The organism is Methylophilus sp. TWE2 (genome assembly GCF_001183865.1).
In the GTDB taxonomy this organism is placed as follows: Bacteria; Pseudomonadota; Gammaproteobacteria; order Burkholderiales; family Methylophilaceae; genus Methylophilus.
In genome coordinates this window covers 48,994-61,575 of sequence record NZ_CP012020.1, presented here as the reverse complement: position 1 = coordinate 61,575, position 12,582 = coordinate 48,994, and the positions used below count along the sequence as shown (strand labels likewise).

The following is a 12,582-nucleotide window of genomic DNA, read 5'->3' as shown; positions in this document are numbered from 1 at the left end:
TCCTGCCCGCATGCGTCCCTTGAGCGACATCAAAGGTTTTACGCCTGCCCTGTGCAGCCAGCTGGATAAACTGGGCATCCGCAGTGTGGAAAGCCTGCTGCTGCATTTACCCCTGCGCTACCTCGACGAAACACGCATTACTGCCATCCGCGATTTACGGCTAGGCGAACAGACGCAGATTGAAGGCGTGGTGGTCCATCACGAGGTCAGCTACAAACCCCGCAAAATGCTCAATGTGCGGGTACAGGACGACACCGGCGTCATCAACCTGCGCTTTTTACATTTTTACCCCAGCCAGGTTTCAGCCATGCAGCCCGGCCAGCGCTTACGCGCCTTTGGCGAAATCCGTCCAGGTTTTTTTGGTTATGAAATGGTGCACCCCACCCAGCGCAAAGTGAACGAGGACACGCCCGTCAACAGTGCGCTGACTCCGGTCTACCCAACCACAGCTGGCTTAAGCCAGTCTGCCATCCGCAAAGCGGTGAAGCTGGTGTTACATAATGAGCACTTGTATGAAACCCTGCCAGACTGGGTATACCAAGCCATGCACCTGCCAGATTTTGCCAGCAGCCTGCAGCTATTGCACCAACCGAGTCCAGAGACAGCCCTTAACACGCTGGAAGACCGCACGCACCCGGCCTGGCAGCGCCTGGCCTACGATGAACTACTCGCGCAACAGCTGTCCATGCGTCAGCATTATGCGCGGCGTAAACAATCTCAGGCGCCCGCCATTCCCGGCTCACAACAGCTGGTCTCCCGCCTGCTTGCCAGCCTGCCGTTTGCCCTGACAGCAGCACAACAAAAAGTGGTCCATGAAATCCAGCAAGACCTGGCCCAGCCCCATCCCATGCAGCGTTTGCTGCAGGGTGACGTCGGTAGCGGAAAAACTATTGTCGCCTGCGTGGCGGCTTTACAGCTGATTGAGCATGGCTGGCAAGTGGCCATGATGGCTCCCACAGAAATTCTGGCCGAGCAGCATTACAAAAAGCTATGCAGCTGGTTACAGCCATTGGGGATCACGGTTGCTTGGCTCACCGGTAGCCAGCCTAAAAAAGAACGTGAGCAATCACTCACACTCATCGCCAATGGTAGCGCCATGCTGGCCGTAGGCACCCACGCCCTGTTCCAGGACGATGTGCAGTTCAAGCAACTGGGGTTAGCGATTGTCGATGAACAACACCGCTTTGGCGTGGGGCAACGCCTGGCACTGCGCAAAAAAGGGACTGGAAAAAAAGACACCATATCGAGTTGGGAACCGCACCAGTTAATGATGTCTGCGACGCCGATTCCGCGCACCTTATCCATGAGTTATTACGCCGACCTTGATGTCTCTGTCATTGACCAATTACCTCCCGGCCGCACCCCTGTCATCACCAAACTGGTGGCGGATGACAGACGGGATGAGATTTTGCAGCGTGTACATGATGCCTGTGCCCAAGGCCACCAAGCCTACTGGGTATGCCCGCTGATCGAGGAGTCGGAAGCCCTGCAACTGCAAACCGCCAATGACACCTATGCCTATATGCAACAGGCGTTCCCGGAATTGCGCGTGGGGTTGGTACATGGCCGTATGAAGCCCGCCGAGAAGCAGGCCGTGATGCAGGCGTTTGCCGCCAACGAAATGCATTTGCTGGTGGCCACCACCGTGATTGAAGTCGGCGTCGATGTGCCGAATGCGAGTTTAATGGTCATTGAACATGCCGAACGCATGGGCCTCAGCCAGTTGCACCAGTTACGCGGGCGGGTCGGCCGCGGCGCGGCCAAAAGCACTTGTATTTTGCTGTACAGCAAACAGCAATGTTCGCAGATTGGCCGCCAGCGCCTGAAGGTGATTTTTGAAAGCAACGATGGCTTCGAGATTGCCCAGGCAGACTTGCATATCCGCGGCCCGGGTGAACTGCTAGGCACACGTCAGAGCGGCGTGCCCATGCTCAAAATCGCGGACCTGGAACGCGATGCCGACTTGCTGCAAGTCGCCAAAACCAAGGCTGATCAATTACTGCAACGCGACCCTGCGGCGGTAGCTGCCCATTTACAGCGCTGGCTGAGCCAGGCAGAAGAGTGGGTCAAGGTTTGAACATTCCCAATACCAAGATATTAACTAGGTCCTGTTAATGCCTGGGTCTGCTGCAGGGCAGAAGGTTTGGACAGGGCTTGGGTGGCGGAGAGCAGGCTGCCTTCAAACGCTGGCAAAGGGAGTGGCCGGCTGAACAGATAACCCTGGAAACAATGGCAGCCCATGTCTTGCAACAGTGTCACTTGCTGCTGCATTTCCACGCCTTCGGCAATCACGCTGTGTCCAAGATTCTTACCCATATTGATAATGGTCTGCACAATAAATGCATCGTAGCTGTTATACACAATATCCTTGATAAAGCTGCGGTCTATCTTTAACTCGTCTAGCGGCAGGCGCTTCAATACCAACAGCGAAGATTGGCCGATGCCAAAATCATCCAGAGAAAAACTGATTCCCAGTGCTTTTAAGGCATCAATTTTCTCTATCACCTCATCCAGGTTTTTGACAATCAGGCTCTCGGTCAATTCCAGGCACAAGCGCCTGGGGTCACAGCCACTGGCCTGCACGGTCTCTGTCACGATCTGCACAAAATCTGGCTGGCTGAACTGGATCGCACTGACATTGACCGATAATTGCAATGACGCTGTCGCTGCAGCGTGTGACCAGTATTTGAGTTGCTGGCAGGCCTGGGCCAGCACCCATTGCCCAATCGCCACAATTTCACCGGTCGCCTCGGCAATCGGGATAAACTGGTCAGGCGGGATCATGCCTAGCGTCGGATGTTGCCAGCGCAATAACACTTCCGCGCCAATGGGCTGTTGCTGGGCATCTACCTGCACCTGGTAATACAGCAGGAACTGGTTGGCCTGTAAGGCAAATGCCAACTCATTTTCCAACGTGGCCCGCATTTCTATGGCCGGATGTGTGGCTTCGTCATACATCTGTATGCTATTCAGGTTATCGGATTTTTTGGCCTGGTACATGGCAATGTCAGCGCGCATTAACACGTCAGCCTGGCTGCAGTGATCGCCCAGGAACAGGCAGATCCCTATACTGGGGGCAGTGCGGTACCTGGTGTTTTGCAACTGAAACGGCTGCGAGAACACCGACATCATTTTTGCAGCCGCGACCTGTGCCGCCGCAGCCGCCTCAGCCTTGTCAGTCGATAACTCATCCAGTACGGCGATAAATTCATCGCCGCCCATACGCGCAATGGTGTCTTTTTTTCGTAAGCACTCTTGTAGCCGCATGGCTACCTGCTGCAGTAACTCATCCCCGGCCTGGTGGCCTTTGCTGTCATTGAGGCCTTTAAAGTTATTCAGGTCCAGTGACAACACCGCGCCGTAGCTTTGGTTTCGCGCACAGCGCGCGAAAGCCTGGTTCAGGCGGTCTGCCAGTAGCCGCCGATTGGGTAAACCGGTCAGGAAATCATAATAAGCCAGCTGGTGGACTTTCTGATTATCCAGGTTGGATGCAATGCGCAAGGAAATATTTTCGCGCAGGCTCAGCGCAAGGCTGCGGCCAGCCATGCTGACATAAATGACATAGACGATAAACAACACCGCTAGCGCCAGTGACACCGAGCTGCCATGCATAATGAAGCGCGGAATCATGAACAACACAATGCCGCCACTAAACAGGTTACTGGTGAGGGTGTCTATCGAATAAATGATAATCGCGGCGCCAGACACGCCCACCAGCGCAAAAATCAGGAAGGCCTGGTGTGCGGTATCGGTCTGGGGAAACAATAAAATGCCTGCCAAGCCCCAGGCAATGCCGCAAAAGCCGGTGCTGGCGCGAAACCATTGCAACCAACGCTCACTATGCAATGCATGCTGCTGGTCTTTTTCGTATTGGCGGGTCAGAAAGGCGCGCGCACCATAGGCAGTGAGAAAAACGCCTGTCCAGGCGCCAAGAATCACAGGGCTAATCAATGGTCGTTGCACCAGCAAGAGTGCAACCATGACCACAAGGGCGGCCATCAACGACCTGCGATTGTTTGCGTACAGCATGTCCACAATTTCTGCGCGCAAAGCGGATGAGTCCGCGACCGTGTTCAACGCATCTTCCCCCTGTAGTTATTGTCATAGGTCAACAACGGGTCATTCAGGCATAGACTTTAATCTATGCAGCTATCATGCGCTCAAACGTAGAAAAAAACACTATTCCGGGCAGCGTTTTTCATCCAAACATCGCAAAAAAACTCTAAGAAATGTCAGCGGTGCAGCCAGTGCCGTACGAGCTTGACATAACGGGGCATCACCACATACACCATGAGTGCGACTACCACAGCCGTGATAAAGAAGGTATGTACGACGTGGCTTTGCGGGAGGCCAGCCGCATCAAGTACAGGCACCACCAGCAATGGCACCACGCTCACCAGTGGGAAAATTGCCGACCAGGTCAGCAGAAACTGCTTCCAGCGCACGGGCGGTTTGGCAGGCGCCGCATCGGGCTGCATAAACAGGAAGTCGAGGCCAGTGCTGACCTGATATTCCTCCTGTCCGACGAGCAAATGGGTAGCCTTGGCAATCAGCGCTTGCCGTTCAGGGGAATCCAGCCATTGCGTGAGGTGGCGTTCGGTTTCATAGCGAATCATGACCGAGTAGGTATCGGTATACCCGGCAATCGGCCGGATAATATGCCAGTCCAGCAGGCCTGCCGATGACCGGCATACCGGCCCGATCTCCTGTAACCAGGTTTCATATTCGGCCTGCAATGCCGGATTCACATGATGCGTAATCACCACGCTGGCACCTTTGGTTTCCGGGACTAAAGAGGCATTGTTTGTCATGCTAAGGCTCCATACCTGAATATATGTGTTGTTTAGGAAATGAATAGTGGCTTTAAACTAGTCACTGCCAAGTCAATAAAACCACGTAATTTGGGCGGCATAAAGCGCTGTTTCGGGTAAACCAGGTGCAGCGCATCTGCCTGCCCACGCCACTCAGGCAATACTCTCTGTAAGCCGCCCGCCAGCACACTCGGCTGGCAGATAAAAGTCGGTAACAAAGCCACCCCCTGCCCACTTTCGGCCATGGCCCGCACGACGCCTATACTATTGACCAGCGTACGTGCCGCCAAAGGCACGCGGATCGCCGTGGTGCCTCGTTGCAAATCCCAATGATGACGGCCCATGGGTGTGAACTGCACACATTGATGTTGACCCAGGTCTGTTGGCGACGCAATTGCGCCAGCCTCATGCAGGTATTGCGGGCTGGCAAACAATGCCCATTGTATGGTGCCCAGTGATTTGGCAATCAGACTAGAATCTCGCAGTTCGCCCGTACGTATCGCCACATCCACGCCTTCCGCCACCAAGTCTACATACCGTTCAGTCAACATCAGCTCAAATGACAATGCCGGATATGCCTGCTGCGTCTGTGCGATCAGGCCGCCAAGCAGGGCATCGCCCAGGTCGGCCGGTGCCGTCACCTTCAACACGCCTTGCGGCTGCTGGCGCGCTTCATCCAGTGCGGCCTCAGCCTCCAGCAAATACCCCAGACCGGTAGAGGCATGCTCAAAATACAGCGTGCCCGCCTCGGTCAGGTTGAGCTTGCGCGTCGTCCGTTGCAGCAAGGTCACTCCCAGCCGCTTTTCTAATCGGGCCACCCGTGTGCTGATAGTCGAAGTGGGCAACCCTAGTTGCCGGGCTGCAGCGCTAAAGCTGCCCGCCTGTACCACTCTCACAAATACCGCGGCTTCGTTAAAGTCCATGGCCTATTGTTCATTTAATTGAAAAGTTATTTCACATTTAACCATCTAGTGTATTAAAAGTCATCTGTTTATAGTGTGAACCATGCAATCACAAACAACGATTCAACAAAATTTTTGAAAGGAAACACCATGAAAAAACTGTCTTTTATCAAACGTAGTAATGGTAATCACTGGGTGGGTGACGGATTTCCGGTACAGAGCATTTTTTCATACCGTGATATCGCCGAACAGATTTCACCATTCCTGCTCATGGACTACGCCGGCCCAGCCAGCTTTGAACCCACGACTCAACGCCGTGGTGTCGGCCAGCACCCGCACCGTGGTTTTGAAACCGTGACCATTGTCTATGACGGCCAGGTATCACACCACGATTCGACCAATGCCGGTGGCACTATCGGCCCGGGCGAGGTGCAGTGGATGACAGCCGGTTCCGGCATTATCCATGAGGAATACCATGGCGATGACTATGCACGCACCGGTGGCCCGTTTGAAATGATCCAGTTATGGGTCAACCTGCCGGCTAAGGACAAAATGACCAAGCCTGGTTACCAAGGCATCAGCCGTGACCAGATTCCTGAAGTCGCTTTGCCCGATGAAGCAGGCAAGGTACGCGTGATTGCCGGGGAATATGCAGGCCAACAAGGCCCGGCCAGCACCTTCAGCCCCATGAATGTGTGGGATGTGCGCCTCAATGCCGGCACACGCACCACCTTCACCTTGCCGGAAGGTCACACCACTGCCATTTTTGTCCTGCATGGCGCGGTAAAAACCGGTGAAGTACATACCATCCGCCCTGCCGAGCTGGCCGTGATGCAACGCGAAGGCAACGAACTGGTATTGCAGGCGCAGCAAGACACCGTGCTGTTGTTACTGAACGGTGAACCGTTGAATGAACCGGTGGTGGGTCATGGACCGTTTGTCATGAATAGCTGGCAAGAAATTGACCAGGCCATTAATGACTACAACCAGGGCCGTTTTGCCACCGCTTAAATTGAGCAACTTTATTAAAACAGGAAACACGGCGTCAGCACTTTGCAGTCCGCTGGCTGCCGTGATCTCCAAACAACTACATTTATCTTTGAGAGGATATTGATCATGAACAACAAACCCTACGTACGCCTGGACCGTGACAATGCAGTAGTATTGCTGGTAGACCATCAGGCTGGACTGCTCTCGCTGGTACGGGATATCGAGCCAGACCGTTTCAAAAACAACGTACTCGCCCTGGCCGATGCTGCCAAGTTTTTTAACCTGCCTACCATTTTGACCACCAGTTTTGAAACCGGCCCTAACGGCCCGCTGATGCCGGAACTCAAAGCCTTGTTCCCTGATGCACCTTACATCGCCCGCCCCGGACAGATCAACGCCTGGGATAATGAAGACTTTGTCAAAGCCATCAAGGCCACCGGTAAAAAGCAACTGATTATCGCTGGCGTAGTGACAGAAGTCTGCGTCGCCTTCCCTGCACTCGCAGCGATTGAAGAAGGCTTTGAAGTCTTTGTGGTGACCGACGCCTCAGGCACTTTTAACGAAATCACCCGCGATGCTGCCTGGGACCGTATGTCGTCTGCGGGTGCGCAACTCATGAGCTGGTTTGGCGTGGCCTGTGAGCTGCATCGGGACTGGCGCCGTGATATCGAAGGTTTAGGCACTTTATGCGCCAACCATATTCCAGATTACCGCAACCTGATGACTGCTTTTAATGCCCTGCAAGCTAAATAGCAAAAAACTTGCAATGGCGTGAATCTTTTAACAATACTTTTGTCTAAATGTATCGATTGCAAGCATTTGTTCATAAAGCGTTTCCTACATCACAATAGGATTTCTGCTTATTAAGTATTCAGGTCTATCAGCGTAATCTGCAATTGTCGCGTTTGTAAGTTCATGTCGAAATATTTTCGAATTGAACTTCACAACAAGACAAACACGGCAGCCTTAACGGCTGCCGTTTGTACTCAACTCAGAAGGAGTATGCAAATGCCTAGAGGATCCAGCCCCAAGCGCGAACACGAATACGACAAACTCAAAACCGAGTTTAAAAAAGAGCACCGCTACCCCGGCCGCGAAGAAGAAGTGGCGGCCCGCATCGTCAACAAGCAACGCAAAAAGGCCGGCGAAACCAAAGACACTTGAACGCATAGGCCCAACAAACACGTGACCAAATTTTCAATAAAGAATTACCCAGGTTTGCGAACTTAATCATTGCAATAAGTGACCGGCAAACTGGTTCAAACAAGTGGGGGTTGTCATGGAACAGACTAGTCATATCGGAATTTCCCCCCTCAAATACCAACCCGGGTTTGAGGTGCTGGAAGAGAGCGAAACGCAGAGTCGCGATAACCTGCAATACACCTTACGTAAAATCTCAGAAATCAGTTATGGGCAGTCAACCTATAGTGCACGCAGCGTGCATGTGAAGAGTCATGGCCTGATTTCTGCCGAAATGGAAATTTACGATAACCTGCCCGCCCCGTTTGCCCAAGGCATTTTTGCCAAGCCAAAAACTCTGCCGTTGGTCATGCGTTTTTCCACCGTGCCGGGTGATATCCTGCACGACAAGACCTGTACCCCTCGCAGCCTGGCCATTAAGGTGCTCGGTGTAGAGGGCGAAAGACTCCCCGGTAGCGAAGAAGCCATCACCCAGGACTTTTTATTTGTGAATGGCGCCAGCTTTATGTCCTCCAGCGTACAAGTGTTCCTTTCCAACCTCAAGCATATCGCTTGCACACCAGAGACCAGCACAGAGTTCCGCCACTTTTTATCGCAAATATTCCGCTCCACTGCCAAATTGATAGATTCCCTGCGCAGTGGTCAGCAAATACTGATCAAAAACCTGCACCAAGCCCAGGAGACCAATATCCTCGGTGAAACCTACTTTAGCCAGGACCCGATTATGTATGGCAATTACATGGCCAAAATTGCCTTTGTGCCCATTGCGCCAGAGCTGATTGCCCTCACCAATAAACCCATAGACCTGTTTGCCTCAGACGGGCTCAGAAAATCGATTGTCGATTTCTTTGTGTCGCGGACTGCCGTTTGGGAAATGCGCGTACAACTCTGCACAGACATTCACAAAATGCCGATTGAAGACTCCACCGTGATCTGGTCAGAAGAGAGCTCGCCCTATGTGCCGGTTGCACGCATTACTGCCAAGCCACAAATTGCCTGGAGCCCCTATCGCTCGCATGTGGTGGATGAAGGCATGCTGTTTTCACCCTGGCATGGGATTACCTCCCACCGCCCACTGGGATCCGTGATGCGGCTCCGGAAAATGAGCTATGAAATGGCTAAAAAAATGCGGGCAGAAAAAGAAGAGACCCGCATCTGCGAACCGACTAGCCTGGATGATTTGTGTTAAACCACAAATCATTCCCACCATATGACTATGTGGCACGGCGCAGATGCAGGCGATATCCCCATAGATCAGGAAGGTAAGTCGCAATGACCATCAATGCTGCCAGGCTCAGGAATATCCATTTGACCGAATAGCTGGTCACAAACTTGGCGGCGGGCGTTTGCGATTGCACAAACGCATAAAATGACGGTTGATCTATGCCTTCGATATACTGGCCTTTGATTTCCGTGGCCATCTCTTTTAGATGCTCCACATCCTGGCTGGATAAATAACGGTCAAACTCTGCATAAGCCACCGGCGGATCAGGATCATCTTTGCTGGCATCACTGTAGTTAACACCTCCGCCCGCACTTTCTGCCGCCGCATCCGTCCCCCAATAGCCGACAAAATGATTGTTGGCATTAAAGCGTTTGATCGGTGCAGGCTCCTTGCCGCCCACGCCGACAAAAATGACATGTTTGCCTATGCGCACATCGCTGATATCCAGTTTATTAATGCCATTGGCTTTGGGCGCTTCGTCACCATCGGTAAAAAACAGCATTTGTGCCGGAATATTCAGGTAATCAAACGTCGCCTCGGCAGCTTTAACGCCAAACGTCATGCGGCTGTTACCACTCCAGGCCATGCGCCATTCGAGGTGGTTAATACTGTCGTTAATAATGTCAAAGTTAGCGCATACTTCCAGTGGCATAAATAGCAGAGCCACATTTTCCGCCGCAAATACGCCCACACTCACATAAGTACCGCAGGGCGATGTTTTGACAACTTGCCGCATCAAATGCTGTGTGTAGGCCAGGCGGGTCACGGGTTTATCGGCAATGTGCATATCCTCCGCATTCATGCTCTGCGAAATATCTGCCAGCAATAAATAGTTATGCACTTCCTGTTTGAGCTGAATCTCCGGCTTGACTAAGGCCAACAACAAAAAGACGGCCGCACCCAGCAACAGGGTAGTCTCGTAGTGCTCTTTCAGCAGTGAAAATAAACGCTTCATGGCAACCCCTGTGGCAAATTGCTGATTTCCATGCCGGAAGGATCCTGTGGCACCGTTTTGATATGTTTGGGAATCACCCCATGCAGTAAACTCAAATTGAACTTGGCCGTCTGGTTGTGAGGATCCAGTTTGAGAGCCTGCTCATAGGCCGCCCGCGCCTGCAAGTAATCAAATTTGGCTTGCTCCTGAATGGCGCCATCGGCTTCAACCAGGCGCTGCAAACCGGAACGGAACAACTGATTGCCGATATTAAAATGAATCTGCGATTTCAATGCCTGGCCTGGTTCAAATACCGCGGAATCCTGTTGTTTGGGGGCTTCCAGCAATTGGCCAAAATTCTGGATGGCATGTTTGTAGTTGCCTGTTTTACCTTGCTGGTAAGCATCAGCAAATTTCTGGTGGAAAGGAAACGGGTCGCCTTCTAATACTTCGCCAGCCTGCAAGACACGGTTGGCAGTCGCAACATGACTGACCTGATAACCCTCATAGACACTGCCGAGCACGCCGACAATCAGCATCAACCCCAACACCTGGTTTTTGCGCGTTAAATGGTTTTTCATTCATACACCCTCAGATTTTTAATCACCAGCATCAACAACACCAACACCAGCGCAGACACCATAAACACCTTGGAATAGTCATAGCCGGCAATGGTCTCGCGATATTTAATGGCCTTTTTTTCCCGCGAATCGATGTCATTAATCGCCGACTGCAAGGTTTCCGGATCATCCGCTTCATACGCTTTATACTTCAGGCCCAATGACTGGAAATACTTATGCAGCACAATGGAGTTAGGCGTGCGGTCCTCGTCATATTCGTCTTTGGAAAAAATACTCGGCTCGCCCGGTTCGCGTAACATGATCCAGTAAATACTCAGCTTGCGGCTTTTCAGGCGCTCGCTCAGCAAATACTTCACGCGCGGGCTTAATTTGCCTGCACCGTCAGACAGCAGGATTAGCGCGCGTGAGCCGGAGTTCTCAATGTTATCGAACAGACCGACCGCCTCGGTGAGGCCTGCGCCGATATTGGTCTGGTTGAGCGAGGGGCTGGTGGCGGCCAAAATCGCGGCATGGATGGCATCACGGTTGGTCGTGATTTTGATGCCATACAACGCCGAGTTGGTAAATCCCACCACCCCCATCATGTCGTTCGGACGCGAATCAATAAACTGCGTAATAATCCGGCGTGCCGCGGCAGACTTGATTTCCGCCACATGGCCGGAAGCATCTCCCGCGAACGGGTGATCCATACTCACGCTGCGGTCTATCACCATCACGGTTTGTGCGCCCTTGCCCACACGCGGTACTTGCTCATCCGCTCCCCTAGGTGCGGCTAATGCAATCACGATACTCAGCAGTAACAACGACATCACCACTTTAACTGCCAGGTTGAGCCGATCCGAAAACAGGTCCTCCGGCATCAGCTCCAGCCAGCTGTAATGCTGACCCTGATGTCCTTTTAACCAGAAAGGCAGCAACGCGATGGGCAACAGGGCAAATGCCCATGGATGTAAAATAATCATGCCACACCCCGCTCACAATCACGCAAACGCTTGCTGAGCTGCACCAGTTGCGCAATCACCTGGCGGCTATCGCGTGTTTTCACGTCATACAACGATTGATTAGAGGCTTCAAAAAACTGGGTGATTTCCTGTTGCAGGCTTTTAAAGCCAGGGCGCAATGTGACAAATGCTTGCACATCCCTCGCAAAAATATTGGCGCCGTAATGCTGGTTAAATGCTTGATGCAAATACACCAAGGCCTTTTTCTCCTCCACTGCCGTTTTTGGTGTGGATGATCTTGCCAGCCGCTTGAGCTGTCGGTGCGCACGGGCAAAGGCGCCGCCCATAAACGGCATCCAGTGACCATCTGCATTGATGTATAACAGGGCCAATAAACTGCCACCCAGCAAAGCGAGAAACACGACCAGCCTTTGTTGGTGTGCCTTATGCTCAATCAACGGCGTACGCACTTCCGGCAACATATGTTTCTTGGCTGTCACGCTACCGCCAGTCACCAGTGGTGAAAACCAGAAACCCCAGGCAGGCACTTCTACACGGGTTGAAACCGGCGGAGTTTTACTGGTGAATACGAGTTTTTCAGTGGGTAACTGCATCACGGCCGGTGTCATGCTTGCCGCAAACACCTGGTAACTGAGTTGCAGGGTGTATTGTGTATGGTCAGATTCCGCTTCGGATTGCACCGCAACATTCACCAACTCTATCCCGTCATGCTTGCTCCCTTTTTTGGGCAACGTTTGGTCTGAAAACTGATACGCCACTGGCACCTGTAACACCACGGTCCGCTGCAATACATCGCCGATATGCACATGATTATTTGTGGCAGGATTGAATACCCGGATGGTTGGTGTTGCCGTTGCTTGCTTCTCAGCCGTTGCCGCCATCGCAGCATTCACCGTCAGCACCATGACTGCCACCCATAGCAGGCGCTGCATTGCCTTGGCCAATAGCTTGTTTGAAATTTGATTACGCATGCTTGT

The 12,582-nt window shown here is 52.5% G+C and carries 12 protein-coding genes; 5 read left to right on the top strand and 7 right to left on the bottom strand.

What is annotated here, in order from left to right; genetic code table 11:
* The first annotated feature begins 10 nt into the window (after positions 1–10).
* Positions 11–2,077, top strand: coding sequence for an ATP-dependent DNA helicase RecG (gene recG, locus ACJ67_RS00280; RefSeq protein WP_049637407.1), 2,067 nt, complete (start codon positions 11–13; stop codon positions 2,075–2,077).
* Positions 2,078–2,097: 20 nt separating this feature from the next.
* Here the strand turns inward: recG and ACJ67_RS00275 are convergent, their stop codons facing one another.
* The 3 genes from ACJ67_RS00275 to ACJ67_RS00265 form a co-directional block, all read right to left on the bottom strand.
* A complete protein-coding gene (locus ACJ67_RS00275) occupies positions 2,098–4,077 on the bottom strand; it encodes a bifunctional diguanylate cyclase/phosphodiesterase (RefSeq protein WP_231587205.1) in 1,980 nt (659 codons plus the stop codon).
* 155 nt (positions 4,078–4,232) lie between these two features.
* Complete coding sequence (locus ACJ67_RS00270; RefSeq protein ID WP_049637406.1) at positions 4,233–4,811, bottom strand: antibiotic biosynthesis monooxygenase; 579 nt, start codon at positions 4,809–4,811, stop codon at positions 4,233–4,235.
* Between the two features lie 32 nt (positions 4,812–4,843).
* Positions 4,844–5,734 carry a LysR family transcriptional regulator gene (locus ACJ67_RS00265; RefSeq protein WP_049637405.1) on the bottom strand — a complete coding sequence of 297 codons (891 nt, stop codon included), beginning with the start codon at positions 5,732–5,734 and terminating at the stop codon, positions 4,844–4,846.
* 129 nt (positions 5,735–5,863) lie between these two features.
* Between ACJ67_RS00265 and ACJ67_RS00260 the strand changes: the two genes are divergently transcribed.
* From ACJ67_RS00260 to ACJ67_RS00250, 4 genes are all read left to right on the top strand, one after another.
* Positions 5,864–6,724, top strand: a complete 861-nt coding sequence (locus ACJ67_RS00260) for a pirin family protein (protein ID WP_049637404.1) — start codon at positions 5,864–5,866, stop codon at positions 6,722–6,724.
* Between the two features lie 105 nt (positions 6,725–6,829).
* Complete coding sequence (ycaC, locus tag ACJ67_RS00255) at positions 6,830–7,456, top strand: isochorismate family cysteine hydrolase YcaC (RefSeq protein WP_018987165.1); 627 nt, start codon at positions 6,830–6,832, stop codon at positions 7,454–7,456.
* Positions 7,457–7,711: 255 nt separating this feature from the next.
* The gene (locus ACJ67_RS14900; RefSeq protein ID WP_018987166.1) at positions 7,712–7,867 is read left to right on the top strand and encodes a hypothetical protein; all 156 of its coding nucleotides are present in this window, start codon (positions 7,712–7,714) and stop codon (positions 7,865–7,867) included.
* Between the two features lie 115 nt (positions 7,868–7,982).
* Positions 7,983–9,092 (top strand): catalase family protein, encoded by a 1,110-nt coding sequence (locus ACJ67_RS00250; RefSeq protein ID WP_049637403.1) that lies wholly within the window; start codon positions 7,983–7,985, stop codon positions 9,090–9,092.
* 25 nt (positions 9,093–9,117) lie between these two features.
* Here the strand turns inward: ACJ67_RS00250 and ACJ67_RS00245 are convergent, their stop codons facing one another.
* Genes ACJ67_RS00245 through ACJ67_RS00230 form a run of 4 tightly spaced genes read right to left on the bottom strand, consistent with a single transcriptional unit; the run spans position 9,118 to position 12,576 of the window.
* Positions 9,118–10,083, bottom strand: coding sequence for a vWA domain-containing protein (locus ACJ67_RS00245; protein WP_049637402.1), 966 nt, complete (start codon positions 10,081–10,083; stop codon positions 9,118–9,120).
* Positions 10,080–10,643, bottom strand: a complete 564-nt coding sequence (locus ACJ67_RS00240) for a tetratricopeptide repeat protein (protein ID WP_049637401.1) — start codon at positions 10,641–10,643, stop codon at positions 10,080–10,082. Before ACJ67_RS00240 ends, ACJ67_RS00245 begins: the two co-directional genes overlap by 4 nt.
* Positions 10,640–11,605, bottom strand: a complete 966-nt coding sequence (locus tag ACJ67_RS00235; protein ID WP_049637400.1) for a VWA domain-containing protein — start codon at positions 11,603–11,605, stop codon at positions 10,640–10,642. The genes ACJ67_RS00240 and ACJ67_RS00235 overlap by 4 nt, the downstream gene beginning before the upstream one ends.
* Complete coding sequence (locus ACJ67_RS00230; protein ID WP_049637399.1) at positions 11,602–12,576, bottom strand: hypothetical protein; 975 nt, start codon at positions 12,574–12,576, stop codon at positions 11,602–11,604. The genes ACJ67_RS00235 and ACJ67_RS00230 overlap by 4 nt, the downstream gene beginning before the upstream one ends.
* Positions 12,577–12,582: the final 6 nt, after the last annotated feature.

Coding starts and splice junctions, on each gene's coding strand:
- recG (WP_049637407.1), top strand. CDS start 11: ATGCGTCCCTTGAGCGACATCAAAGGTTTTACGCCTGCCCTGTGCAGC.
- ACJ67_RS00270 (WP_049637406.1), bottom strand. CDS start 4,811: ATGACAAACAATGCCTCTTTAGTCCCGGAAACCAAAGGTGCCAGCGTG.
- ACJ67_RS00265 (WP_049637405.1), bottom strand. CDS start 5,734: ATGGACTTTAACGAAGCCGCGGTATTTGTGAGAGTGGTACAGGCGGGC.
- ACJ67_RS00260 (WP_049637404.1), top strand. CDS start 5,864: ATGAAAAAACTGTCTTTTATCAAACGTAGTAATGGTAATCACTGGGTG.
- ycaC (WP_018987165.1), top strand. CDS start 6,830: ATGAACAACAAACCCTACGTACGCCTGGACCGTGACAATGCAGTAGTA.
- ACJ67_RS14900 (WP_018987166.1), top strand. CDS start 7,712: ATGCCTAGAGGATCCAGCCCCAAGCGCGAACACGAATACGACAAACTC.
- ACJ67_RS00250 (WP_049637403.1), top strand. CDS start 7,983: ATGGAACAGACTAGTCATATCGGAATTTCCCCCCTCAAATACCAACCC.
- ACJ67_RS00245 (WP_049637402.1), bottom strand. CDS start 10,083: ATGAAGCGTTTATTTTCACTGCTGAAAGAGCACTACGAGACTACCCTG.
- ACJ67_RS00240 (WP_049637401.1), bottom strand. CDS start 10,643: ATGAAAAACCATTTAACGCGCAAAAACCAGGTGTTGGGGTTGATGCTG.
- ACJ67_RS00235 (WP_049637400.1), bottom strand. CDS start 11,605: ATGATTATTTTACATCCATGGGCATTTGCCCTGTTGCCCATCGCGTTG.
- ACJ67_RS00230 (WP_049637399.1), bottom strand. CDS start 12,576: ATGCGTAATCAAATTTCAAACAAGCTATTGGCCAAGGCAATGCAGCGC.